General features: G+C 67.6%; 24 protein-coding genes. 13 read left to right on the top strand and 11 right to left on the bottom strand.

Features of this window, described 5'->3' with window-relative positions; translation table 11 throughout:
• Positions 1–17 precede the first annotated feature (17 nt).
• The 8 genes from C5E10_RS07935 to lnt all read left to right on the top strand — a co-directional run bounded on the left by C5E10_RS07935 (position 18) and on the right by lnt (position 8564).
• Complete coding sequence (locus C5E10_RS07935; RefSeq protein WP_104331174.1) at positions 18–935, top strand: FKBP-type peptidyl-prolyl cis-trans isomerase; 918 nt, start codon at positions 18–20, stop codon at positions 933–935.
• 9 nt (positions 936–944) lie between these two features.
• A complete protein-coding gene (locus C5E10_RS07930) occupies positions 945–1973 on the top strand; it encodes a YafY family protein (RefSeq protein WP_104331173.1) in 1029 nt (342 codons plus the stop codon).
• Positions 1970–2941 carry a YafY family protein gene (locus tag C5E10_RS07925; protein ID WP_104331172.1) on the top strand — a complete coding sequence of 324 codons (972 nt, stop codon included), beginning with the start codon at positions 1970–1972 and terminating at the stop codon, positions 2939–2941. The genes C5E10_RS07930 and C5E10_RS07925 overlap by 4 nt, the downstream gene beginning before the upstream one ends.
• A gap of 106 nt (positions 2942–3047) precedes the next feature.
• Positions 3048–3365, top strand: a complete 318-nt coding sequence (locus C5E10_RS07920) for a hypothetical protein (protein ID WP_146080198.1) — start codon at positions 3048–3050, stop codon at positions 3363–3365.
• Between the two features lie 4 nt (positions 3366–3369).
• Complete coding sequence (gene tatA / locus C5E10_RS07915) at positions 3370–3705, top strand: Sec-independent protein translocase subunit TatA (RefSeq protein ID WP_104331170.1); 336 nt, start codon at positions 3370–3372, stop codon at positions 3703–3705.
• Position 3706: 1 nt separating this feature from the next.
• The gene (gene tatC, locus C5E10_RS07910; RefSeq protein ID WP_258071039.1) at positions 3707–4576 is read left to right on the top strand and encodes a twin-arginine translocase subunit TatC; all 870 of its coding nucleotides are present in this window, start codon (positions 3707–3709) and stop codon (positions 4574–4576) included.
• Positions 4573–7023, top strand: coding sequence for an RNA helicase (locus tag C5E10_RS07905; protein WP_104331169.1), 2451 nt, complete (start codon positions 4573–4575; stop codon positions 7021–7023). Before tatC ends, C5E10_RS07905 begins: the two co-directional genes overlap by 4 nt.
• Positions 7020–8564 carry an apolipoprotein N-acyltransferase gene (gene lnt, locus C5E10_RS07900; RefSeq protein ID WP_104331168.1) on the top strand — a complete coding sequence of 515 codons (1545 nt, stop codon included), beginning with the start codon at positions 7020–7022 and terminating at the stop codon, positions 8562–8564. Before C5E10_RS07905 ends, lnt begins: the two co-directional genes overlap by 4 nt.
• A gap of 123 nt (positions 8565–8687) precedes the next feature.
• Here lnt and C5E10_RS07895 read toward each other — a convergent pair whose 3' ends face one another.
• Positions 8688–9056, bottom strand: a complete 369-nt coding sequence (locus C5E10_RS07895) for an RNA polymerase-binding protein RbpA (RefSeq protein WP_068479689.1) — start codon at positions 9054–9056, stop codon at positions 8688–8690.
• A 98-nt stretch (positions 9057–9154) separates the two neighbouring features.
• Positions 9155–9925 (bottom strand): glycerophosphodiester phosphodiesterase family protein, encoded by a 771-nt coding sequence (locus tag C5E10_RS07890; RefSeq protein WP_104331167.1) that lies wholly within the window; start codon positions 9923–9925, stop codon positions 9155–9157.
• 52 nt (positions 9926–9977) lie between these two features.
• On the opposite strand from C5E10_RS07890, the gene C5E10_RS07885 reads away from it, so the two are divergent.
• A complete protein-coding gene (locus C5E10_RS07885) occupies positions 9978–10757 on the top strand; it encodes an SDR family oxidoreductase (RefSeq protein WP_181062688.1) in 780 nt (259 codons plus the stop codon).
• A 126-nt stretch (positions 10758–10883) separates the two neighbouring features.
• Here the strand turns inward: C5E10_RS07885 and C5E10_RS07880 are convergent, their stop codons facing one another.
• Together C5E10_RS07880 and C5E10_RS19120 are read right to left on the bottom strand one after the other, a co-directional pair.
• A complete protein-coding gene (locus tag C5E10_RS07880; protein ID WP_181062687.1) occupies positions 10884–11348 on the bottom strand; it encodes an SRPBCC domain-containing protein in 465 nt (154 codons plus the stop codon).
• A gap of 20 nt (positions 11349–11368) precedes the next feature.
• The gene (locus C5E10_RS19120; protein WP_160071711.1) at positions 11369–11548 is read right to left on the bottom strand and encodes a hypothetical protein; all 180 of its coding nucleotides are present in this window, start codon (positions 11546–11548) and stop codon (positions 11369–11371) included.
• Between the two features lie 235 nt (positions 11549–11783).
• Between C5E10_RS19120 and C5E10_RS07875 the strand changes: the two genes are divergently transcribed.
• Complete coding sequence (locus tag C5E10_RS07875) at positions 11784–12881, top strand: LLM class flavin-dependent oxidoreductase (protein ID WP_104331165.1); 1098 nt, start codon at positions 11784–11786, stop codon at positions 12879–12881.
• 129 nt (positions 12882–13010) lie between these two features.
• Positions 13011–15026 carry an AarF/ABC1/UbiB kinase family protein gene (locus C5E10_RS07870; RefSeq protein WP_104331164.1) on the top strand — a complete coding sequence of 672 codons (2016 nt, stop codon included), beginning with the start codon at positions 13011–13013 and terminating at the stop codon, positions 15024–15026.
• Here the strand turns inward: C5E10_RS07870 and C5E10_RS07865 are convergent.
• Positions 15008–16465 carry an amino acid permease gene (locus C5E10_RS07865; protein ID WP_258071038.1) on the bottom strand — a complete coding sequence of 486 codons (1458 nt, stop codon included), beginning with the start codon at positions 16463–16465 and terminating at the stop codon, positions 15008–15010. The two genes, C5E10_RS07870 and C5E10_RS07865, sit on opposite strands and share 19 nt — an antisense overlap.
• A gap of 87 nt (positions 16466–16552) precedes the next feature.
• Here C5E10_RS07865 and C5E10_RS07860 point away from each other — a divergent pair, with 87 nt between their 5' ends.
• On the top strand, positions 16553–18496 hold the full coding sequence (locus C5E10_RS07860) for a potassium transporter Kup (RefSeq protein WP_104331163.1): 1944 nt from the start codon (positions 16553–16555) through the stop codon (positions 18494–18496).
• On the opposite strand, the gene C5E10_RS07855 is transcribed toward C5E10_RS07860, so the two are convergent.
• From C5E10_RS07855 to dhaK, 6 genes are all read right to left on the bottom strand, one after another.
• Positions 18493–18984 (bottom strand): hypothetical protein, encoded by a 492-nt coding sequence (locus C5E10_RS07855; RefSeq protein WP_146080197.1) that lies wholly within the window; start codon positions 18982–18984, stop codon positions 18493–18495. The two genes, C5E10_RS07860 and C5E10_RS07855, sit on opposite strands and share 4 nt — an antisense overlap.
• A gap of 91 nt (positions 18985–19075) precedes the next feature.
• A complete protein-coding gene (locus tag C5E10_RS07850) occupies positions 19076–20551 on the bottom strand; it encodes a flotillin family protein (RefSeq protein WP_104241170.1) in 1476 nt (491 codons plus the stop codon).
• Positions 20552–20646: 95 nt separating this feature from the next.
• Positions 20647–21114 carry an NfeD family protein gene (locus C5E10_RS07845; RefSeq protein ID WP_104241169.1) on the bottom strand — a complete coding sequence of 156 codons (468 nt, stop codon included), beginning with the start codon at positions 21112–21114 and terminating at the stop codon, positions 20647–20649.
• A gap of 133 nt (positions 21115–21247) precedes the next feature.
• Complete coding sequence (gene dhaM / locus C5E10_RS07840; protein WP_104331160.1) at positions 21248–21961, bottom strand: dihydroxyacetone kinase phosphoryl donor subunit DhaM; 714 nt, start codon at positions 21959–21961, stop codon at positions 21248–21250.
• Positions 21958–22590: a dihydroxyacetone kinase subunit DhaL gene (gene dhaL, locus C5E10_RS07835; RefSeq protein WP_104331159.1), complete on the bottom strand. Its 633-nt coding sequence runs from the start codon at positions 22588–22590 to the stop codon at positions 21958–21960. Before dhaL ends, dhaM begins: the two co-directional genes overlap by 4 nt.
• A 3-nt stretch (positions 22591–22593) precedes the next feature.
• The gene (gene dhaK / locus C5E10_RS07830; protein ID WP_104331378.1) at positions 22594–23595 is read right to left on the bottom strand and encodes a dihydroxyacetone kinase subunit DhaK; all 1002 of its coding nucleotides are present in this window, start codon (positions 23593–23595) and stop codon (positions 22594–22596) included.
• Between the two features lie 188 nt (positions 23596–23783).
• Between dhaK and C5E10_RS07825 the strand changes: the two genes are divergently transcribed.
• On the top strand, positions 23784–24581 hold the full coding sequence (locus tag C5E10_RS07825) for an MIP/aquaporin family protein (protein ID WP_104241166.1): 798 nt from the start codon (positions 23784–23786) through the stop codon (positions 24579–24581).
• Positions 24582–24647 lie beyond the last annotated feature (66 nt).

The raw sequence follows: 24647 nt of genomic DNA, 5'->3' as shown, positions 1-24647 counted from the left end.
CCACGCAAGGCGGATCAATGCAACGACGTCTCCCCGCGATCGCCGCGGCCCTCCTCCTCTCGCTCGGTCTGGCCTCGTGCGCCGGCAGCTCGACCCCTGCCGCGAGCGGAGACGCGCTCAACGGCGTCGAGGTCAGCGGCGAGTACGGCGCAGCACCGACCATCGAGATCGGCGATGTCGCAGGACTCGGCGAGGAGATGGAGCGCCGCGTCGAGATCGAGGGTGACGGCGAGGAGATCACGCTCGACTCCACGGTCGCGGCGAACCTCACGGTGTACGACGCTGGCACGAAGGCCGAGGAGAGCCCGTACGCGCCGCTCGGGCAGGTCCTCGATCTCAACGCGGAGGGCATCCCGGGCTACCTCACGGGACTCTTCGATGGCGTGACCTCCGGTTCGCGCGTCGTCGCGCTCATCCCCGCGGCCCTGCTTCTCGAAGGAACCGCCAACGCGGGAGCAACGGACACGCCGCCCGCGCTTGTCGTGGCCGACGTGATCGAGGTGCCGGAGACGCGGGCCACGGGAGCCGAGCAGGCATCGTCGCAGTCGCTCGTCACCGTGACGGACGCAGCCGAGGGCGCCCCGCAGGTCACGGTCGTCGAAGGTGCGACTGCGCCGGACGAGCTGGTCCTCGAGACACGCAAGCTCGGCACCGGCCCAGTCGTGGCAGAGGGCAGCTCCGTCGTCGTCCAGTACACCGGCGTCCTCTTCGCGACGGGGGAGACGTTCGACAGCTCCTGGGACCGCGGCACCCCAGCCCAGTTCTCCACCACCGGCGTCGTCGACGGCTTCGCGCAGGCCCTCGTCGGCCAGACGGTGGGCTCGCAGGTCATCGCCGTCATCCCGCCAGCCCTCGGCTATGGCGACCAGGCGAGCGAGGCGATTCCCGCGGGCTCAACGCTGGTCTTCGTCGTCGACATCCTCGGCACGATCTAACATCGAGGCGTGGCGAACGAGCGAACACCCCGAGCCAAGGCGCCTTCCGCTGCGGAGCGCCAGTTCTCGTTGGTCCTCGCGCTCCTGACGACCGAGCGAGGACTCACGAAGAGCGACATCTTCGAGACCGTCCACGGCTACTCGGGCGACGGCGGCGCCGGGAGTGCGGCTGCCGCACGCGAGAAGCGATTCGAGCGTGACAAGACCGAGCTGAGAGACCTCGGCGTTCCCGTCGAGGTCATCGACGACCCGTCAGCGCCCGGCAACAACCAGCTCGCCCGCTACCGCGTTCCTCGGGGCGGCTTCTCCATGCCAGCAGGACTCGAGTTCGATGCTGAGGAGACCGCCCTGCTCGCACTGGCCGCCCAGGTGTGGCGCGAGGGCTCGGTCTCCCAGGAGTCGAGGCGCGGCCTCATGAAGCTGAAGGCGCTGGGGGAGACCACCAGCGAGGATCTCGTGGGCGTCGCACCGCGCCTTCGCGCGCGCGACGCGGCCTTCGAGCCCCTCTCGACAGCTATCGAGGAGGGGCGACTCGTCTCGTTCTCGTACGCGAAGCCCGGCGAGGAAGCTGCGCGGATTCGCCGGGTCGAACCGCTTGCGCTGGTGTTCGCGGATGCGAACTGGCTGCTCGTCTCCTACGATCTCGACCGGGCGAGTGAGCGCATGTTCCTCCTGGCCCGCATCGTCTCGACGCCGAGGCCACTCGGCACCGTCGACACGACGCGCTACCCGGGCGTGACCCCGGAGCAGCACGCGGCCCGGGCGCTCGACACGCTGGCGGATCTGGCACGCAGTCAGCGCGCGCGGGTGGAGGTCCGGGAGGGCTCGGACGCGGAGGTCAGGCTCCGCTCGGTCGCGTCCACTGCCGAGACGCCCTGGCGTGAGATCGAGCTCGGCTACACCGACGTGGACCTCCTCGCGAATCGCCTCGCCTCGTTCGGCGCGGAGGTCCGTGTGCTGCAGCCAGACCAGCTCGCCAGGCTCGTCGAGGCACGCCTGAACGAGGTCGTCGTCGACCACAGCGAGGTCGCTCCGTGAGCCCCTTCGTCTCCGCCGACCGTCTGGCGCTCCTCGTCTCGCTCGTGCCCTACCTGCGCCAGCAGGAAGCAGCGGTGCCCGTCGAGACCGCGGCGAACCACTTCGGCGTGAGCCCGACGCAGGTCAGGGATGCGGTACGACTCATCGCCGTGTCCGGCACACCCGGCGATGCGGGGGTCTACAGCCACCTCGACCTCTTCGACATCAACTGGGACGCCTTCGAAGCGCACGACCTCATCGAGGTCACCCACTTCGTCGCGCTCGAGGAAGCGCCGCGCATGTCCAACCGAGAAGCGGCGGCGGTGATCGCCGGCCTCGGGTTCCTGCGCAGCCTCCCCCGACTCGTCGACGAGAGCCGCATCGACGATCTCCTCCGGAAGCTCGGCGCGAGCAGCGCGGCGCCCCATTTCGCCTTCGGGTCGACAGCTGAGCCTCCGGCTGCTCGCGATGCCGTTTCGGCGGCGATCGCCACGCGACGGCGACTGCGTTTCCGCTACCGCCGCGAGGACGGGGACGAGAGCGTGCGCCACGTGGATCCCGTCACGCTCGAGACCCTGGGCGGTGACCTGTTCCTGCGTGGCTGGTGCCTGGAGCGCGACGCTGAGCGCGTGTTCCGGCTCGACCGGATGCGCGAGGCGGTGGTCACGGAAGTTTCTGCCGAGTCTCATCCTGCCGCCGAGAGATCCCGTCCGATCTTCACGCCGAGCGAGGACCATGTGCTGGTCACGATCGAGGCTGGGGCCGCCGTCCTGCCGCTCCTGCGCGACTACCTGCCTTCGGGGCAGCCCACACCGACGATCGACGACCGCGGACGTGCCACCGTGCAGGTCCGCATCGCCTCGATGCGGCATCTCGCCCGTCTTATCGCCGGGAATGCGGGGGAGATGCGCGTGCTGGCGCCCGCGTCCGCGCGGGCTGCCGTCGCCGACTGGGCCGCAACGGCGCTCCGCGAGCACAAGAAGCGCTGAAGTTCGACGACAAGCCACCGGCGGGTGACTGGCGATTCAGCTCAGACCAGGTATCGTTGGAGTCACTATGCCGTGGTGGAGTTGGGTTCTCATCTGGGTGGGCCTCGTGCTCATCCTGCTTGTCGTGCTCGGCACACTGGGCTACTGGCTCTTCAAGAAGGTCGTCCTGCTGCAGGGCGAGCTGGCGAGTCTCGAGGTTCTCCTCGAGGCGTTCGAGAAGCGTGCGCAGACGCTCGTCTCATTCACGCCTCCACGGAGCAATGCGATCGTTCGCGGTCTTCGCGAGGTCCAAGTCGAGCGAGGTGCGCTGAAAGAAGCGCTCGACGAAACCAAAGAGCAGCGACACGAGAAGCGCCTCGAGCGCGGCCGTGACCTGACGACCGCAGACCCGTTTCAATATGAACACCTTGTGAAAGGCAACTGACACCATGCCGAATCTGACTGGCCCACACCTCATCATCATCCTGGTGATCGTCCTGTTGCTCTTCGGTGCCCCGAAGCTCCCGGGCCTCGCGAAGAGCATCGGACAGTCGATGCGCATCTTCCGCGGCGAGGTCAAGAACATGAAGAAGGACGACGAGGTCGACGGCACGCCGGCCGCGGATGTGTACTCGCAGCCGACCGCCGCTGCGCCGCAGGCACCTGCAGCACCGCAGGCCCCCGTGACTCCTCCCGTCCAGAACTCCGCTCCGGCAGCGCCGGCTCCCGAGGCACCCGCGGCCCCGAGCTCCGATGCCAGGGGCACCACTGGTCCATCCAACTGACGTGACCCTGCAGCCAGGCGAGGGCCCGTCCCCGGTCGAAGCACCGAAGACGACGCCGAAGAGAGCGAAGAAGGATCGCAAGCGCGATCCCGACGGGCGCATGCGCCTCGCTGAGCACCTCATCGAGTTCCGCAATCGACTCATCGTCTCCGCGATCGGCATCGTGCTCGGCATGGTGGGCGGCTTCCTGCTCACGGACTGGGTCTTCAACCTGATGGCCGCGCCCATCCACGACATCGCAGCGTCCCGCGGCCGAACGGCAGACCTGAACTTCCAGAGCATCACGGGCGCCTTCGACCTGCGGCTGCAGATCTCCCTCGGCCTCGGTGTGATCCTGTCCTCGCCGGTCTGGCTCTACCAGATCTGGATGTTCGTCGTCCCCGGACTCAAGAAGAACGAGCGCTGGTACGCCATCGGCTTCGTCGGGACGGCGATTCCGCTATTCCTCGCGGGCGTCTGGGTCGCTTGGCTGCTGATGCCCCGCATCGTCGAGGTCATGGTCAGCTTCGCGCCCGAGGACAGCTCGAGCCTCATCAGCGCGGGCGACTACTACAAGCTCATCATGACGCTCTGCATCGCGGTCGGTATCGCCTTCGTGCTGCCGGTGATCCTCGTCATGCTGAACTTCGCGGGCATCATCACCGGCTCGGCCATCCTCAAGGGATGGCGAACGGCCGTGCTGCTCGTCGCGCTCTTCGCGGCCATGGCGACACCGTCGGCCGACGTGCTCTCCATGTTCTTCCTCATGGCCCCCATGCTCGGCCTGTACTTCCTCGCCGTCGGCATCGCCATGATCAACGACCGACGGCGTGCGAAGAAGCACAAGAAGTTCGAGGCCGAGCTGGCGGCAGCCGAAGCGTCGGCTGCATGACCCCGAGCCCGTCCGAGCGCTTCGCGGCCAGCAGGTCCCGCGCTCAACTGCAGCAGTTCGAGCTGTTCCGTCGCGAACTCAGCTTCGACCTCGACGAGTTCCAGATCGCCTCCTGCGCGAGCGTCGAGGCAGGCAAGAGCGTGCTCGTCGCGGCGCCGACAGGCGCTGGCAAGACCGTCGTCGCCGAGTTCGGGGTCTTCCTCGCGATGCGCCAGCCCAACGCCAAGATCTTCTACACGGCACCGATCAAGGCGCTGAGCAACCAGAAGTTCAGCGAGTTCGTGCGCCGCTACGGCGAGAGCGAGGTCGGCCTCCTCACGGGCGACGTCAACATCAACCCCCGCGCGCGGATCGTCGTCATGACGACCGAAGTGCTGCGGAACATGCTCTACGCCGGCAGCGACCTGCTCGACGACCTCGCGTACGTCATCATGGACGAGGTCCACTACCTCGCCGACCGGTTCAGGGGGGCCGTCTGGGAAGAGGTGATCATCCACCTTCCCAGCGAGGTGCGACTCATCTCGCTCTCCGCGACGGTCTCGAACGCCGAGGAGTTCGGCGACTGGCTGCAGACCGTGCGCGGCGACACCGACGTCATCGTCTCCGAAGAGCGTCCGACGCCCCTGTTCCAGCACGTGCTCGTCGGCCAGCGCCTCTACGACCTCTTCGAGACCCGTGACGGCGACATCGCCGACCGCGTGAACCCCGACCTCGTCCGGGCCACGCAGGGAGGCGGCGGGCGGCGTGAAGACGGCCGCGACCGCGACCGCGTCGGACGCCGAGGCCGGGGGAGCAGCTGGAAAGAGCAGCGATTCCAGACGGCCCGGGCCGACCGAGCCGGCCTGACCCGCATGCTCGACGACGCCGACATGCTGCCTGCCATCAACTTCATCTTCAGCCGCAAGGGCTGCGACCAGGCCGTCTCCCAGGTGCTTCGCGCCGGCGTCTCGCTGACGACTCGCGAGGAGCGCGACGAGATCCGCTGGATCGTCGAGGACCGCTGCCGCAACCTCCTCGATCAGGACCTCGCGGTCCTCGGCTACTACGAATGGACGGAAGGCCTCGAGCGCGGCATCGCCGCCCACCACGCGGGGCTGCTGCCTGCGTTCAAGGAAGTCGTCGAGGAACTCTTCCAGCGCAAGCTCGTGAAGCTGGTCTTCGCGACCGAGACGCTGGCGCTCGGCATCAACATGCCGGCTCGCACCGTGGTGCTGGAGAAGCTGGAGAAGTTCAACGGCGAATCGCGAGTGCCCATCACCCCAGGCGAGTACACGCAGCTGACCGGCCGAGCGGGCCGTCGCGGCATCGACGTCGAAGGCCACGCCGTCGTGCAGTGGGTCGGCGGGATGCATCCCCAGGCGATCGCCTCGCTCGCCTCACGTCGCTCCTACCCGATGAACTCGAGCTTCAAGCCGACCTTCAACATGGCGGTCAACCTCATCGACCGGTTCGGGCGCGCGCGTACCCGCTCCGTGCTCGAGTCGTCGTTCGCGCAGTTCCAGGCCGACAGAGCGGTCGTCGATCTCGCGAAGCGAGTGCGTCAGCAGGAGGAGGCCCTCGCGGGCTACGAGGAGGGCATGAACTGCCACCTCGGCGACTTCTTCGAGTACTCGCGCATCCGTCGCGAGCTCAACGATCTCGAGCGCAAGCGCATCCCCCACGACGAGGCGCACCAGCACGCGGCGCGTGAGCGCAGGCAGGCGAAGCTGACGCAGCTCCAGACCGCTCTCAAGCGGCACCCGTGCCACGTCTGCCCGGACAGGGAGCAGCACGCTCGCTGGGGTGAGCGCTATTGGAAGCTGAAGCACGACAACGACAAGCTCACCAGGCAGATCGAGTCGAGAACCGGGGCCGTCGCCCAGGTCTTCGACCGGATCACCGAGCTCCTGCTTGATCTCGGCTACCTCGCCCCCGCAGACAGCGGTGACGAGGACCTCGCCGTGACCGACCACGGGCGCACGCTCGCGCGCATCTACGGCGAGCGTGACCTGCTCATCGCCGAGTGCCTGCGCAGGCAGGTGTGGAACGAGCTCAACCCGCAGCAGCTTGCGGCCATGGCCGCCGTCCTCGTCTACGAGCCGCGCCGCGAAGAAGAGACCCTCGAGGAGTACCAGCTTCCTCGCGGGGCCTTCCGCGGGGCCATGCAGACCACCGAGAAGCACTGGCAGTCACTCGATGAGCTGGCCGAGAAGTACCGTGTGCCGCGCTCGTCACGCCTGGCGACGAACCTCGCCCCCGCCATCTTCCACTGGGCGCACGGCGCCGAGCTCGAGCGTGTCCTCGAGGAGGCGAACCTCGCTGCCGGCGATTTCGTGCGGTGGTGCAAGCAGGTCCTCGACGTGCTCGACCAGATCGAGAAGGTCGCAGAGGGCAAGTTCGCGACGACCGCGCGGCAGGCATCCAGCAGCGTGCGTCGGGGCATCGTGGCGTATTCGGGGGTGGGGTGAGGTCCTTCTGGCTCTCCCTGCTCGGTGCCGTTGCCGGCGGCCTGCTGCTGAGAGCCGCCTTCCCAGGGCCCGCGCTGTGGCCGCTCGCCTTCATCGGCATCGGGCTGGTGCTCTGCTCTCTCATGCACCGTTCCGCCGGAGGGGCGTTCCTCGTGGGCCTCGCCTCCGGACTCGCCTACTACTTCCCGCTCATCGCCTGGGCCTCGCTGTTCCTCGGCCCCGTCCCGTGGAGTGCGCTGAGCGTCCTCTCGTCCCTGTTCTGGGCCGGGGGAGCGGTGCTCATCGCGATCGCCTACCGTCGCCTCACGGCACGCTGGGAGAACGGCGCGAGACGCGTGTTCTTGGTCCCGGCAGCGGTGGCGGGGCTGTGGACGCTGCGCGAAGCGATCTACTCGGCGTGGCCGTACGGCGGCTTCGCCTGGGGGAGAGTCGCACAGTCGCAGTCGGCGAGTCCGTTCGCGGAGCTCGTGTCCTGGCTGGGACTCTCGGGCATGGGCTTCGTCATGGTCTTCCTCGTGGCCCTGACCCTGGAGCTGGGCCGCGCCCGAGTCAGACCCCAGACCTGGGCCACGGCCGCATCGGCCGTACTCGTCGTTGCGGTCGTTCCCATCTATCCGACGACCGAGATCGGTTCCGCCCGGATCGCCGCGGTCCAGGGCGACACCCCAGAGGCCGCCTACTTCGTCGATGGAGATCCCGGGGACGTCTTCCTCGGCCACGTCGATGCGACCCTCACCATCCCGGATGACGCCGACGTCGACGTCATCCTCTGGCCGGAGGGCTCTATCGATCTCGACCCGAAGACCTCGACCGGAGTGCGCCGCACGCTCGACCAGCTGAGCGAGCAGTACGGTGCCCCGATCGTGGCGAACGCCGTGACGGTCGAGGAGGGTGCAAGCGCCGACGACGACCGGTTCTTCAATTCGCAGTTCGTCTGGGACGCGGAGAGCGGCTGGGGCGATCAGTACGACAAGAAGCACCCGATTCCGTTCGGCGAGTACGTTCCAGATCGTGAGTTCTGGTACTCGCTGGCCCCTGACCTGATCGGCCTGATCGGGCGCGGCTACTCGCCGGGGGAGCGGGACAGCATCCTCGAGGTCGGCGATATCAGGGCGGGCACCTACATCTGCTACGACATCGTCGATGACGTGCTGATCCGGGACGCGGTCCTCGAGGGTGCCACCGTGCTCTTCGCTCCGAGCAACAACGCCGATTTCGGGAAGACCGACGAGCCCGCCCAGCAGCTCGCATTCGCACGGCTGCGCTCGATGGAGACGGGCCGCTCCATCGTGCAGGCGTCGACCGTCGGCTTGAGCGCTATCTACTCGCCAGAGGGCGAGGTGCTCGCCGAGCTGCCCTGGTACGAGCCGGGTGTGATGATCGTCGATGTCCCGCTTGCCGACGGCCTCACCCCTGCGGTGCTGTTCGGGCGCGGCATCGAGGTCACCCTCGCGGCGCTCGGGCTGGGTCTGCTCGTCGGGGCGGGGAGCTCGAAGACGCAGCGGACGAGCACCGCGACAGCGCGCATCCCGCGACGGTAGCCGAGGCCAGCCAGCCCGAGACGCGCGAGGCGGGGCGCAGCGACCGGACACACGAAAGGGACGAAGCCCGAAGGCCTCGTCCCTTTCGACAGTTTTGGTCGCTCGCTGAGCGACCTGCGGGGGTCAGACGTCTTTCGCGCCCTTGGTTCCGCGCCGTGAGCGCAGGAACGTGAGCCGCTCCTGGAGGACCTCTTCGAGCTCCTCCCGCGTACGACGCTCGAGCAGCATGTCCCAGTGAGTGCGCTGGTGCTTCTGCTCCGGCGCCTCGTAGGCGACCTGCTCGCCGCCCTCGTCAAGCAGACGACCCTCGTTGCCGCTCTTCGGCGATGCCCAGACCTCGGGCACCTCCGCTTCAGCGGCGAAGGTGACGGCGAAGCGCTCACCCAGGGTCGTCTCGTACGTTCGCACCTGGCGGTCGACAAGGACAACGCCCTCATCACTCTGCAGGCTCTGTGCGCCGAGCCGCATTCCGCGCAGACTCCGATCAGCCATTGCTGACCTCCTCTCCTCGTCAGTGCGGTTCTACTTCTATCGTCCCAACGTCCTATTGTGCCGAGGTATTCCCGCGCGTTCCTCTTTTCCTTCGAAACTCACACATTCCTGCGGCTTCGAACGACCTCGATGGCGAGATCCGCGCGGTCCGTCACGAGCCCGTCGACGCCCCGGTCGAGGAGCTCCGCCATCTTCGCCGGGTCGTTGATGGTCCAGACGTGCACTTCCGGCACGTGGCGGTGGAAGGCTCGCAGCCTCGTGGGGGAGAGGAGCTCGATCCCCGCGGCCCGCTCGGGAATCTGCACCGCCGAGGCGCCCCGGAGCGCTCGATGGAGCATCCGGCGCGACCGCAGCGACATGCCGACGAGCGCAGCCGCGATGGCGGAGCTCGCGGCGCCGCGCGCTGCCTCTGGAATGAGACTCGCGGTCGACTGGAGGCGACGAGCTGAGAACGACGTGACGAGGACTCGTCGCTGCGCGTTCGTCCGTCGCACGGCGGCGGCGACGGCGTCGACCGCGTTCGCTGACTTCACGTCGATGTTGAACCGAGCCTGAGGGAAGGCGTCGAGTGCCTCATCGAGGGGCAGCAGTCGTGCGCCAGGAGTGCGCCCGGTCGACGTCAGCCGCGACAGCTCGGCGGCCGGGGAGTCGGCGAGGCTCCGATCGCTCCCGTCGAAGCCCTCGAGGGTCGCGTCGTGCCAGAGAACTGCGCGCCCGTCCCTGGACGCTCGCGCATCCGTCTCGATGTGCGTCGCACCGACGTCGAGGGCGGCGCGGAAGGCCTCGCTGGTGTTCTCCGTGGCGCGCAGCGCGAGCCCGCGGTGGGCGAGGACACGTGGGGGAGCGCCATCCAGGTACGGGTGATGCATGCACCCAACGGTAGTGTGCCCGGCTCTCGTCACGCCCAATAGAATCGAGCACATGGCTGAACAGATTCTCAACCCGCTGGCCGCCGGAGCACTCGAGGGCAAGCGTGCGCTTGTCACGGGTTCCTCCCGCGGTATCGGCGCGGACACCGTCAAGTTCCTCGCGCAGGCTGGCGCCAAGGTCGTCGTGAACTACCGCAACAAGGAAGCGCGGGCCGTCAAGCTCGTCGACGCGATCGCGGCCGACGGTGGTACCGCGATCGCCGTCGGTGCCGACCTCACCGACGCCGAGAGCCGCCAGGAGCTCTTCTCGACCATCGAGCGCGAATATGGGGGCCTCGACGTGCTTGTCCTCAACGCCTCCGGCGGCATGGAGTCGGGCCTCGGCGAGGACTACGCGCTGAAGCTCAATCGCGACGCGCAGGTCGAGACGCTCACTGGCGCCCTCGAGCTCATGCGCGACGGGGGCCGTGTCGTCTTCGTCACGAGCCACCAGGCGCACTTCATCCGCACGACGCCGACGATGCCCGAGTACGAGGCAGTCGCCAGCTCGAAGCGAGCAGGGGAGGATGCGCTCCTCGAACGCGTTCCGGAGCTCACTGAGCGCGGCATCGAGTTCGTCGTCGTCTCCGGCGACATGATCGAGGGCACGATCACCGCCACGCTGCTCGACCGACTCAACCCCGGTGCGATCGCCGCCCGTCGCGAAGAGGCCGGCAAGCTCTACAACGTGCAGGAGTTCGCAGCCGAGGTGACGAAGGCCGTCGTCGAGCCGGTTCCTGCAGACAACATCCGCCTCATCGGCGACACGTCGGGCTTCGCTGCCGAGGCCTAGGGTCTGAGATCCCGCATTCGCGAACGACGATGCCCGGACCACCTAGTCCGGGCATCGTCGTTTTGACAAGGTCGTTCTGACAACGTCTTCGTGAGCATCGCCGCGGAATGGCGATGAGCGACCCCGTCAGGCGTTCTTGAGGGAGTTCGTCGCGAGCTTCCGACCGGGTCCATCCTCGAACAGCTCCTGGAGCTGGAGGAGGTGCTCGCGCCAGCCATCGCGATACTTGGCCACGTGGATCTCGGCGTAGTCACCGCGGGGGAATCCCTGCTCGAGGACGCGCACCTTGCTCTTCTTGTCCTTCTGCTGGACGACGACGAGCACGACATCGGTCTCGAAGTCGCCGGATTTGGTCTTCCACGTGAAGTGGAGTTCCTCTGGGGCGTCGATCTTGGTAATGTTTCCCGTGGTGATACGAGGTTTCTTCTTACCGGGCCGAAGTGATCGTGCCGTGATCTTCGCTCCGCGCTTGATCTTGAACTCGGAATCGGCCCACCAGAGCTCGCGCAGGTCTTCATCGACAAGCGCCTGCCAGATGAGCTCAGCTGGAGCCTTGATCCGAACGCTGATGTCGATGCTGGGGGTGAACACCGCGCTGGAGGCTTCGGTCGCTACTTGCGGCTTTGTCCCACGAGCTGCCACGGGATGAAGAGCGCCAGCGAGTTCAGCAGGATGCCGGCCAGGAACACGAGAAGGCGAAGCGTGTCGCCGTCGACCTGGAACGCCAGGCCGTAGCACCAGAGTCCGGCGCCGAAGATGATGATGCAACCGATGGCAATCAGAACGCTCACGAGTGTCGGCTCCCAGGATCTCGATGTGGCTCAGGCCACGAAGTCAGCCACGGCGAAGTACTCACCGTGCACTCACAGCCTACTTGATCACCGAGGCGGAACCCGCGCAGGCCAAGCCAGGTTCCACTACATCCGATAATGCACATTATGACATTACAAATAGACGCCGGGCTCCAGCAGGTGCTCTGCGCCCGCGAGACGAGGCCTTTCGCCGCCTTACCGGACTTTACGCCGCGTGACCCAGGCGCCATTCGAGCTCCCCGGCCAGCGGGATGCTGAGGGCATCATGAGCGAGCCAGACACGCACCCCGCAGCCACCACCCGAAAGCGCCTCTCCTTCCTGGCCTTCGTCGAGCACACGCGAGTGTCCTCGAACGCCTCGCTCGGACTCCAGGAGGGCCTCGAGCTCTTCGAGTACGCGGAAGACCTCGGCTACGACACCGGCTATGTGCGCCACCGGCACCTGGAGACGTACCTCTCCTCGCCGTTCACGTTCCTTGCCGCGGTCTCGCAGCGCGCGAAGCGCATCCGGATCGGAACGAGCGTCACTCCCCTGCGATTCGAGCAGCCCGTGAGGCTCGCGGAGGACGCCGCGACGCTCGACCTGCTCTCGGAGGGCCGGCTCGAGCTCGGACTGAGTTCCGGGTACGCGGCCACGGAGTCGACGTTCTCGCAGGCGTTTGGAGCGATCGAGGGCGATGACATCAGGGCGCTCGTCGACGCTCGGCTCTCGAGCCTGCTCACGGCGCTCGAGGGACGCACGGTCGCGACGGCCGAAACGGATCTCTCGTTTGCCAAGGCAGGTGCTGAGCTCACCGTGCAGCCGCACAGTCCGGGACTGCGGGACCGTGTCGCCTACGGCGCCGGCGGCGGCACCAGCGCGAAGAAGGCCGGCGCACGCGGCCTCCGGCTCCAGCTTTCGACACTCAACACGGAAATCGGCGAGCTCGGCTTCGAGGACACCCAGGCCCAGTCGATTCGCACGTACCGCGAAGAACACGCCAAGGTGCGCTCCTCCCCCTCCTTCGCGTCCGTGAGTCGCGCCATCGCGCCCTTCGACTCGGCGACCGAACGTGCTGAGCTGGAATGGCTGCTCGAGCGCGACGCCGAGCGGGCAGCGAATGTCGGCGAGGGGCCGCTGCCTTTCCAATTCGGGCGCGTCGCGCACGGATCTGGCGAGCAGATCGCCGAGGCGCTCGTCGACGATGCTGGCATCCACGCGGCCGACGAGCTGGTCATCGCACTCCCCTTCGACTATCCGGCCGAGACGCAGCGGCGCATCCTGCGTCAATTCGCCGAGGACGCCGCTCCCCATCTCCCGTACCTGCGCTGACGGGAGTCCCCGCCTGGGCATCGCGGCGTTGCGGCTGATCGGCAGGACAGGCCCGGGTCGGACCCGGGCGTGGCCCGGCGATCGGCCTTGCCGCTAGCCTGGGCGGGACCCAACACCACGAGGAGCGCCGTGTTCGCCAACGCCCTGCTGATCGCCGTCGCCATCCTCGCCGCCATCCTCGTTGGGCTCGTCGCCCGCCGGGTGCTCGGTGTGCCGATCGGCTACATCCGCTCGATCATCGTCGGCGCGCTCGTCGTGGTCGCCTCGATCCCGTTCGGCAACTGGATCATCCGCGAGACGGGCGTCGACCAGCTCGAAGACGGGGAGACCAATTTCACGGTCGTCGTCGTTGTCGTCCTCCTGGCCGTCTCGTGGATCTTCGCGCTCGGCGTGCTGATCCTCGTGGCCCTCGAGGCCACGATCCCGACGAGGGCCTTCCCCAACCCGATCGAGCTCGTGCGCTCCGCGATCCGCCGCCGGAGCCGCACGAAGCGGTACCTGCAGATCCTCACGATCGCCTCGCGCGACGGCGCAGGGTGGCTCCTGCACGGACGCCGGAGCCCTGCCACCGAGGGGCGCACGACCGCGCAGCAGCGAGCGGACGCGCTGGTCACGACGATCAACAACGCAGGCGTCACCTTCGTCAAGCTCGGCCAGGTGCTCTCGACGAGGCGAGACCTCGTGCCCGAGCCCTACCTGTCCGCCCTCGCTCGGCTGCAGTCGAACGCCACGACCGTGCCATGGCCCGAGATCGAAGCGGTGCTCAAGAGCGAGCTCGGGGTGCCGCTGGACACCGTGTTCGGTGAGATCGACTCCACTCCCCTGGCCGCGGCCTCCGTCGCTCAAGTGCATCGCGCCCGCCTGGTCGACGGCACCCCCGTGGTCGTCAAGGTCCAGCGACCTGACGCGCGGGCGCAGGTCGAGGCCGACGTCGACATCATCGGGCGCCTCGCCGACCGTGCGGAGACCCATACGGCACTCGGCAAGGAGATGCGCCTCTCCGCGATGGCTGCCGGCTTCACGACCACGCTCGCTGAAGAGCTGGACTACCGGGTCGAGGCCCGCAACGTGCACATGATCGAGAGCACGATGCGCGACATCCACGCGGGGTCGCCGAGGTTGCAGGAGATCGCCATCCCCTCCGTCTACGCTGCGGCGAGCACGCGCAGGGTGCTGACGATGGATGTCATGGACGGCAGCCCGCTGAGCTCAGCGGACGAGCGGCTCGGCGCGCTCGGCCAGGAAGCACGCCATGACCTCGCTCAGACGCTCATGGAGACGGTGATCGAGCAGATCCTCGTCTACGGCGTCTTCCACGCGGACCTGCATCCGGGGAACGTGTTCATCCGGGATGACGGCTCGCTCGGCCTGATCGACTTCGGGGCGATCGGTATCGTCCAGCGAAGCCAGCGCGAACATCTCGCGGCCTTCCTCCTCGCTGCGGCGAGCGACGACGACGTTTCCGCGGCCGATGCGCTCCTGCTCATCGTGGATGCGCCGGAGGACCTCGACGTCGACGCGTTCCGACACGACATCGGGATAGCGCTCACCTCGGTCCAGCACTGGCCGCGCGGGGAGGGATCGATCTTCACGATGATGCTCGACGTCATCCGGAAGCACCACCTGGCACTTCCCTCCACCTTGGCGTCCGCCTTCCGCAGCTTCGCGACGCTTGAGGGCTGCCTTCGGGTGATAGAGCCCGACTTCGACTTCGTGCAGCGAGCGCTGCCGTTCGTGCCGGAGTTGCTGAAGCAGCTGCTCGCCCTCAAGCGGGTCATCGGCACCGCTCAGGCGAAGGCCGCGGTCGCTGCCGCGTACGCGGCGCGCATGCCGAACCGCATCGACACGATCGTCTCGAAGCTCGAGGACGGCGAGTTGAGCGTGCGAGTGAGTCCGTTCTCCGACCGCCAGGACCGCAGCTGGCTCGGCGGGCTGGTGAGCCGGGGAATCGACACCGCCGTCGCGCTGACCGCGGTGATCCTCGCGATCGTGCTCGTGGTCGCCGGAGGCGGTCCGACACTGGCTCCTGGCCTGGAGCTCTTCAACCTGCTCGGCGCCGTGATCGGTCTCCTCGGGTTCTTCGGGATCCTCCGCTCGATGCTGAGGTCCATCGTCGGCGCGCGCGGTCAGGCGTTCTCCGACTGAGACGGTGAGTGCTCTTCCGCTCTGGCGCGCGCGACCCGCTTGCTGATCACGAACCGCCACATCAGCCCGAGGCCCAGGAACCAGAAGGGCAGGACGATGAGGCCCGCGCGCGTGTCCTCGCCCAGGAACAGCGCAACCAGGATGAACGCGAAGAACGCCAGCACGACCCACGGCATGAAGCGTCCACCCGGCATCTTGAACTTCGAGGCCGCATGGAGCTCGGGACGCTTCTTCCGGAACATGAGGTAGCTGATCAGGATGAACGTCCAAGTCGCGATGAAGTTCAGCGAGCTCACCGAGGTCACCACGGTGAAGGCCGCCATGACGTTGTCACCGAGAGCCAGCACCGGGAGGGCCGCGAACAGGAACGCGGTCGTGAAGAAGACGCCCTGAGTCGGCACGCCGCGCGCGTTCAGGAGCCCGAACCTCCGCGTGGCCTGGCCGTCCTTCGCGAGGCCGTACAGCATCCGCGTCGACGAGTAGAAGCCGGAATTGGCGCTCGAGGCGGCAGACGTGAGCACCACCAGGTTCACGACGATCGCCGCGGCCGGGAAGCCGATGAGCTCGAACATGGACGTGAAGGGACTCACTCCGGGCTCGATCAGGTTCCACGGAGTGACCGACATGATGATGACCAGGGCGCCGACGTAGAAGACGAGGATGCGAACGACCACCGAGTTGATGGCCTTCGGCAGGTTCTTCTCCGGGTCCTCAGCCTCGGCTGAAGCCGTTCCGACGAGCTCGATGCCGACGAAGGCGAAGACTCCCATCTGGAATCCCAGGATGAAGCCGCTGATCCCGAACGGGAACATGCCGCCCTGATCCCAGAGGTGGGAGACGGACGCCGTCACGCCGTCCGCGCTCGTGAACCCGGTCACGAGCAGGACGATGCCGACGGCGATCAGGGCGAGGATCGCGACGACCTTGATGATCGCGAACCAGAACTCCGTCTCACCGAACGCCTTCACGGGCTGCAGGTTGAGGAGGAGCAGGCCGACGGCCGTCGCGATCGCCGGCGCCCAGGCAGGGATGTCGTCGTTGAAGAACGCCACGTACCCGGTGATCGCCACGATGTCGGCGATGACCGTGATGACCCATGCCAGCCAGTACGTCCAGGCGACCACGTACCCGGCCCAGGGCCCGATGAGGTCAGCGGCGACATCCCCGAAGGTCTTGTAGCCGAGGTTGGAGAGCAGCAGCTCCCCCAGCGCGCGCATCACGAAGAAGAGCGCGAACCCGACGATCGCGTACACGAAGATGATCGAGGGGCCCGCGAGACTGATCGTCGTCCCCGAGCCGAGGAAGAGCCCCGTTCCGATGGCCCCGCCGATGGCGAGCAGCTGCAGGTGGCGGGACTTGAGCCCACGCCGGAGGCCGCCGTCGCCCGTCTCGTCGCCACGTGGATGCTGCGCTTCGGTCTGGATAGCCCTGCTGGTCACCGGAACCCCCTCGATGCTGGTCGATGCCGAACCCACGAATTCTAGTGGTGGCTCAGGAACCTCGACTACCGGGTCTACATTGGTCGCATGCACGATCTGCGCACTGCGCGAACCGAGGCCGCCGCCGCCTCTCACCCCCGCACAAGCGGCACCCTCCTCGCCCGCTCGGCGGTCGGCGTCGCCGCCATCGGCATCGTCTTCGGCGACATCGGCACGAGCCCCCTGTACGCACTGCGGGCGGTGTTCTCGGAGCACGACGGCGTCGTGCAGCCCAGCATCGCGCACGTGTACGGACTCATCTCGCTCATCATCTGGGCCGTGACGCTGCTCGTGACCGTCAAGTACGTGCTGTTCGTGCTCCGGGCCGATCACGAGGGCGAGGGCGGCATCCTCGCCCTCTCTACCCTGATCGGGCGTCGACTCCGCGGGTCCAGGCGCGCCATGGCCGCGACGACCCTAGTCGGCATCATCGGCGCCGCCCTGTTCTTCGGGGACAGCGTCATCACCCCGGCCGTCTCTGTCCTCTCCGCGGTCGAAGGACTCGAGATCGCGCTTCCCGGCACCGAGGCGCTCGTGGTTCCCATCGCGCTCGCCGTGCTCGTCGGACTCTTCGCGCTGCAGCGGTTCGGCACAGGCGGCATCGGTCGTCTCTTCGGGCCGATCATGCTGATCTGGTTCATCACCCTCGCGTGCCTCGGCATCCCCCACATCCTGGCGCATCCCGAGATCCTGGCGGCGTTCTCCCCGCACCACGCCATCGCCTTCATCATCGGCGAACCGCTCATCGCTGGCGTCGCCCTCGGCGCTGTCGTGCTGGCCGTCACCGGAGCGGAGGCGCTCTATGCGGACCTCGGCCACTTCGGCCGCTCCCCCATCTCGAAGGCCTGGCTCTTCGTCGTCTTCCCGGCCCTGACGATCTGCTACCTCGGACAGGGCGCCCTCGTGATCGAGGATCCGTCAGCCATCGACAACCCGTTCTTCCGGATGGCGCCCACCTGGGCCGTGTTCCCCCTCATCGGCCTTGCGACGCTCGCGACGGTCATCGCCTCGCAGTCCGTCATCTCCGGCACCTTCTCGGTCGCGAGGCAGGCCATGCGGCTCGGCTTCCTCCCGAATCTCACGGTCAAGCACACCTCTCGCGCGTCCATCGGGCAGATCTACATCCCGGTCGTCTCGCTGCTCCTGCTCGTGCTGATCATCGGCGTCGTCCTCGGGTTCCGGAACTCGGAGAACCTGGCGGCCGCGTACGGCCTGGCGGTGACCACCACGTTCCTGCTCACCTCCTCGCTGTTCATCGTGTACTTGCGGCTCGTGTGGGAGTGGCCCTGGTACCGAGTGCTCCTCGTGACGGTCCCCATCGTCGTCCTCGAGCTCGCCTTCTTCGTGTCGGGGCTCGTGAAGTTCTTCGCAGGCGGCTGGTTGCCGCTCGTTCTGGCCGGCGCCCTCATCCTGACCATGCTCACCTGGAAACGCGGTCGCGAGATCGTCACCGGACGACGGGAGCGCCTCGAGGGCACCTTGCAGGAGCTCATGCGCCGCCTGCTCCTGGACCAGCCGACCCGCGTGCCGGGTTGGGCCGTCTATCCGCACGGCGGGGCGCGCACGGCTCCCCTGGCGCTTCGGCTCAACACACGCGTCAACCACGCCCTCCACGAGCACGTGCTGCTCGTGCGAGTCGCGACCGCGGACGTGCCCCACATCCCGGAACGCCGGCGCTGCACCATCGACGACATCGGGCCGGCCCCGGAGGGACTCGTGCACATCACGCTGACGTACGGGTTCCTCGACCGGCGCGATGTCCCCCTCTCCCTCCGGGACGCCCGCCTCGCGGGCACGGTCTCGCAGTTCGACAACGAGAGCGCGATCTTCTTCCTGTCGCGGATCGCCCTCCGGCCGGGGCACGCGAGCGGTATGGCCAGGTGGCGCGCCAAGCTCTTCGTGCTCATGTCCCGCGGAGCCTCGTCCCCTGCCGCGCAATTCGGGCTTCCCCCCGAGCAGACGGTCGAGATCTCCCCGCAGGTGCTGCTCTAGGAGCGGTCGGCCTCCGCCTTCGCGAAACCGGTCAGGTATGCCGGCACCAGCACGGAGGCCGTGAACAGGAGCGTGAGCACGAAGGTGCACGTCATGACCGTGAGCAGGTCGTAGGCGCCACCGGAGATCCAGAAGCTGCAGAACGTCGCACCGGCTGCGGCGAGGATCGAATGGCCGATCGCGAGCGGAAGCACCCTCCGGCGCGTGTAGGAATGCAGCCCGGTCGATACTCCCCGCTCGGCGGCGAGCGCCGCGACTGCACCCAGGATGCACAGCAGGAGCATCGCCAGCCAGCCGAGGAGCAGCGGCAGGAAGCCGCGCTGATCGAGCTGCACTCGACCGACCTCGGTGAGCAGCGCAAAGCCGAAGAACATGACGAGGCCAACAGCCACGAGCGTCGGGACGAGTCGACTGAGCACCTCGCGTTGGCTGGGCCGAAACGCGGCGAGAGAGATCGACGGGGAATCTTCGAGGGGGGCGGCGCTCACGCGGGTCAGTGTAGCCGCCGCAGACGACGAGACGGGGCGGCCCGTTGGGGCCGCCCCGTCTCGGGAACGGTGCTGCGTGTCTCGCGGTCGGTCAGACCCCGGGAGTCGTGTCGCTCGTCGCGCCGGTCGGGTTCATGCCGCCCTGCTTCGAGAACGAGCCGACCAGCTGCTGCAGGTCGATGCCCGTGAGGGTCTTGAGCACCTCGGTGCCCTCGCCGAGCACGGAGCCGACCGTCTTCGTGACGGCGCTGGCGCCGTCCGTCGAGATGACGGTGAGCTTCTCGATGTTGCTGATGGGATCGGCCGCGGCGCGGACGATCTCCGGGAGGCGTGAGATGATCTCCTGCGCGATGGCAGCCTCGCCGTACTTCTGCAGCGCCTGCGCCTTGGCGTCGGTCGCGGCAGCCTCGGCGAGACCCTCGGCCTGGATCGCAGCGGCGCGAGCGTCACCCTCGGCGCGGATACCGGCTGCGAGCGCGATCTGGCGGTCACGGTCGGCTTCACCGGAGTACCGCACGGCAGCGGCGGCGGCCTCGGCGTCCTGGACGGCGGCGACCTTGTTGGCCTCTGCCGTGCGTGTGCGCTTGTAGACCTCGGCGTCGGTCGCCGCGTTCTCGGTGTCGCGGATGGCGTTGGCCTGCTGGACCTTCGCGTAGGCGTCGGCCTCTGCAGGCTTGCGGATCTCGATGTCGAGTCGCTCCTGGGTCACGAGGGCCTGCTCGATGAGCGCCTCGCGCTCCTGCTGGGCGACGAGGCGGTCCTGCTCGGCGCGCGCGAACTGACCGGCGGCTTCAGCTTCTGCGTTCGCTCGGTCGGTCTCGGCCTTGATCGATGCCTGGCGCAGTCGGAGTTCCTTCTCACGTTCCGCGATGCGCTCGGATGCCTCGATCTTGGCGAACTCGGAAACTCGAGCGGCCTCCGCCTCGCTGACCTCTGCGACCTGTCGCGCACGAGCGGACTCGGAACGCCCGAGGTTCTGCAGGTAGTCGCTGCCTGGGGTCGAGATGTCGGAGATGTTGAGGAGGTCGACCTGCAGGCCCTGCTCGATGAGGTCGGCCTTCGTCTCCGACACGACTCGGTCGGAGAGGCTCTTGCGGTCGGAGATGATCTGCTCGATCGTCATGTCTCCGACGATGGAGCGCAGCGAGCCCTCGAGCGACTCGCGGATGATGTCCGTGAGGGCCTCCTGCTGGTCGAGGAAGCGCTGGGCCGCACGGCGAACGCCTTCCTCGGTGCCGGACACCTTGAAGTTGATGGAGGCCTTGATGGCGATCTTGATTCGGTTCTTGTCGACGCCCTCGACCTGGATGCCGATCTGACGCTGCTCGAGCGAGAGGGCGAAGCCCTGCTGCAGGATGGGCCACACGAAGGTGCGGCCGCCGATGACGACGCGCTGCCCCGTCATGTCGCTCTGCGCCTTCTGACCGGCGCCGCGACCGACGATGATGAGCGCCTCGTTCGGCGGGACGCGTCGGATGCGCGACGCGATGAACACTCCGAGGGCGAGCAGCGCGATGATGATCGCGATGACGCCGATCACAGTGACGTTGGCAGTTATCAAGTCCATATGGTCGATTTCCTGTCGTGGAGGTCGTGGGTGGTCATGCTGTGGTCATGAGGCGCCCGACGGCGCAGGGAGTCGGCCAGCTGGGCGACTGCCGATCAGATGGATTCGCGTTCGACTTTGACGCGCGAGCCGAGGTGCTGCACGACGCGGATGCGCGCGCCCTGCTCGATCTCACCGTCGGCGAACGCGAGGCGCCGCTCGATCTCGTGGGACCCATCGAGCGCGACCTCTCCGCTTGAGATCGTGATCTTGGACATCGCCGTGCCGGTGTCTCCCGTGACGTCCCGGGGCACGCCGTCGCTGCTTCTCGACAGGTTGCGGACGAGCAGCGACGAACCGACGTAGGCGATGAGGCCGATGACGATCGCGACGATGTAGGCCCAGAACTGCGGCAGGCCCATGCTGTCGGTGATGGCGCCCGAGGCGCCGAAGACGACGAGCGCGACGGCCAGGCCGGGAACGGAGAGCAGCCCGCCAGCATCGACGTCGAGGACTTCCCCGAAGAAGAGCGAGAAGACCAGAAGTCCCAGGCCGATCGCTCCGATGATGATGAAGACGGTCATGACGGTGAGCTCCCTGGTGGCCGCGTGCGGCGGGGTGTCCCGCCGCCTCGCGTTGATTCTACCGAAGGCTGAGCCACCGCCGCGCGGAATGCTCTCCGACGCGGCGGGGCCTCGCCCTGCATTCCGGCGGGAATCAGGCTTCTCCGAAGCCGGAGCTGATGAGCGCCGCGATCTCGCTGACGGCCTGCTCGGCATCCGCGCCCGTTGCCGAGACCTCGATCTGCTGCCCCTTCGACGCCCCGAGGGAGATGATCCGGAGCAGGCTCTCGGCGTCGGCCCCGCCGATCGTGATCTGCGCATCGAACTTCCCTGCCACGGACACCAGCTGTGCCGCGGGCCGTGCATGGAGTCCCTGCTCGTTGACGATCTCGACCTTGGTGCTCACGCGGGGAGCCGCGGCCTCATCGACGGCCGATGGTGCCGACTCCTCTGCTGCAGCTGTTGCCGACGCATCATCCTCGCCACCGCGCCTCTGCCAGGCCGACTCCCCCGCCCGCGTCACGGCGTCGAGCGAGGCCCCGCCGGCCGCCGCGACAGCGGCAGCGACCGTGCCCTCCACGAGCGGCGCGTCCACCAGGCGCACGTCCCCGGCGTCGTCGTCGAGCATCTCGAGCACCGTCTCGGCGGTGAGGACGGCGGAGCCGAGGTCGGTGAAGACCGCAACTCCCCCACCGGACTGCGCCGTCGCGACGGCGCGTTCGATGAGCTCGAAGCTCGTGCCGATGCGGCCGTCCTCGGTGCCGCCGGCAGCGACGATCGTCACTTCCTCGGCCATCTGAGCCGCAAGCTCGACGAGCCCCTCCGCGATCCGAGCAGAATGTGACACGACGACGATGCCGACCGTCATGAAGCCGCCTCGACAGCCGCGCCCAGAAGGTAGGCGGTCGACTGCGCGCCCGGATCCCGGTGCCCGGCGCTTCGCTCCCCCAGGTAGCTCGCTCGGCCCTTCCTTGCGACGAGCGGCTCCGTGGCCGCCGCGCCCTCTACCGCCGCGAACGCCGCAGCCCTGAGCACCGAGACGCCGTCGTCGCCAGCGGCGGCCGCCTTGCTCGCGGCTGAAGCTGCGGGAGCCCAGGCGTCGACCATGGTCTTGTCGCCCGGCTGCGCCTTGCCACGCTGCTGCAACCCTGCCGAGGCCGCCTCGACGAAGGCCGCCACGTCCCCGGGCTCCAGCTCTGGCTTGCCCTTGAGCGCGACAGCGCCCTTCAGGAACGCCGTCCCATACAGCGGGCCTGCCGCTCCGCCGACCGTGGAGATCAGCGTCGTCGCGAGCAGCTTCAGCACGTCGGCCGGCGTCGCATCCGCCTCCAGTGAGGAGAGCTTCCCGAGCGCGGCCTGAAATCCGCGATCCATGTTCTCCCCGTGATCGCCATCGCCGATGTTGCGATCCAGGTGGATGAGCTCAGTGCGATTCTCGGCCATCGAGGTGGCGGAGAGCTCCACCCAGCGCCTCGCCCAGTTTCCGTCGAGTGTCATGTTCTACCTTCCCCACCGAAGTGCCGCTGTGTGCACCGGTGCATCCCACAATGCCGTGAGTTCGTCGTCGAGTCTGAGAACGCTGATCGAGCAGCCTTGCATCTCGAGCGATGTCGTGAAGTTCCCGACAAGGTGCCTGGTTACCGTAATTCCGTGTTCCTTGAGTACCTGCGCGGCGCGACGGAACACGATGTAGAGCTCGATTTCCGGGGTGCCGCCCATTCCATTGACAAACAGCAGCACATTATCGCCGGAGGCGAATGGCAGATCCTCGAGAATCGGGGTGAGCAGCCGGTCGACAATCGCATCCGCAGGCTCGATCGCGATTCGCGCGCGACCAGGCTCTCCGTGAATGCCGATCCCGATCTCGATCTCATCCTCGGCGAGATCGAAACTCGGCTCGCCAGCGTGCGGCACGGTGCAGGCCGAGAGTGCGACGCCCATGGACCTCGTGTTCGCGTTGACCCTGGTCGCGAGCTCTGCGACGGTGTCGAGGTCGTCTCCACGCTCTGCCGCTGCCCCGGCGACCTTCTCCACGAGCACCGTGCCAGCGACCCCGCGCCGCCCGGCCGTGTAGAGCGAGTCCTTCACTGCGACGTCGTCATCCACGAGGACCGTGCGCACCTCGATATCCTCAGCCAGCGCAAGGTCGGAGGCCGTCTCGAAGTTCAGGACGTCGCCGGTGTAGTTCTTGACGATGTGGAGCACGCCCCGACCGGCGTCTACGGCCTTCGTGGCCTCGAGGATGGGGTCAGGCGTCGGCGAGGTGAAGACCGGCCCTGGGACTGCGGCGTCGAGCATCCCGTACCCGACCAGCCCGCCGTGCATGGGCTCGTGCCCGGAGCCGCCGCCGGAGACGATCCCGACCTTGCCCTCCACCGGTGCGTCGTTTCGCACGAGGAATGCGGGCTCAGGGGCCACCCGGAGAATATCCGCGTGGGCGAGCGCCATACCCTCGAGCGCTTCCTTGACAACGTCCTTCGGATCGTTGATCAGCTTCTTCACGATCATCCTCTCGACGAGATTTCGGCAGCAGCATTGCAGCCACGCTCAGCCTAGTGCCGACGGCGGGTCACAATTCGGGAAATTCGCCCGTAACACGCGCGTCGGAGTTGTTCCTGTGCCTAGGGTGAGGAACCGCTCAATCGCGGCACGGGCTCGCCCCGTATCAAACTTCCCAGAAAGGCAATCCCGTGGATCTAGGATCGATCTTCTTGGCCGAGCTGGTGGGCACCGCAGTGCTCGTCCTCCTCGGTTGCGGTGTCGTCGCCAACGTCGTCCTCAAAGACACGAAGGGCAACGGCGGCGGCTGGCTTCTCATCAACTTCGGCTGGGGCTTCGCCGTCTTCATCGGCGTGCTCTCGTCAGCGGCGTCAGGCGGCCACCTCAACCCAGCAGTGACGCTGGGACTCGCGGCCAACACCGTCGTCACCGGCGGCTCCGTGGACGTCGCCGAGGTCGGGCTGCGCATCGTCGCCCAGCTCATCGGCGCCATCCTGGGTGCCGTCGTCGTCTGGCTCGCCTACAAGCTCCACTTCGACGATGAACCGGATGCGGGCTCGAAGCTCGCGGTCTTCGCGACGGGTCCGGCCAAGCGCAGCCTCGGCTGGAACACCGTGACCGAGATCATCGCGACGTTCGTCCTGGTCCTCGCCGTCATCGCGTTCCAGAACTTCCCGGCCTTCTCGATGGCGAACACGGACTCGACCGCGCCCGACATGGGCAGCCTCGGAAACCTCGCGCCGCTCGCCGTCGCGATCGTCGTGGTGGCCATCGGTGCGAGCCTCGGTGGCCCGACCGGCTACGCCATCAACCCAGCCCGTGACCTCGGACCGCGCCTCGCGCACGCCTTCCTTCCCATCAAGGGCAAGGGCGGCAGCGACTGGAGCTACTCCTGGGTTCCGATCGTGGGACCGATCATCGGCGGTGTGCTCGCCGGCCTCGTCGGCACGGCGATCCTGCCTGCCGCAGCTTCCGCCTTCGGCGCCTAGCACCCACAGGGCAACCACGACGCTTTCAGGGCCGGAGTCTTCACAGTTCCGGCCCCGAAACTGTCT

This window comes from Pseudoclavibacter sp. RFBG4 (assembly GCF_002931515.1).
GTDB lineage: Bacteria > Actinomycetota > Actinomycetes > Actinomycetales > Microbacteriaceae > Pseudoclavibacter.
Note: the sequence above shows the minus strand (reverse complement) of the source record. Positions and strands in the feature narration are given on the sequence as shown.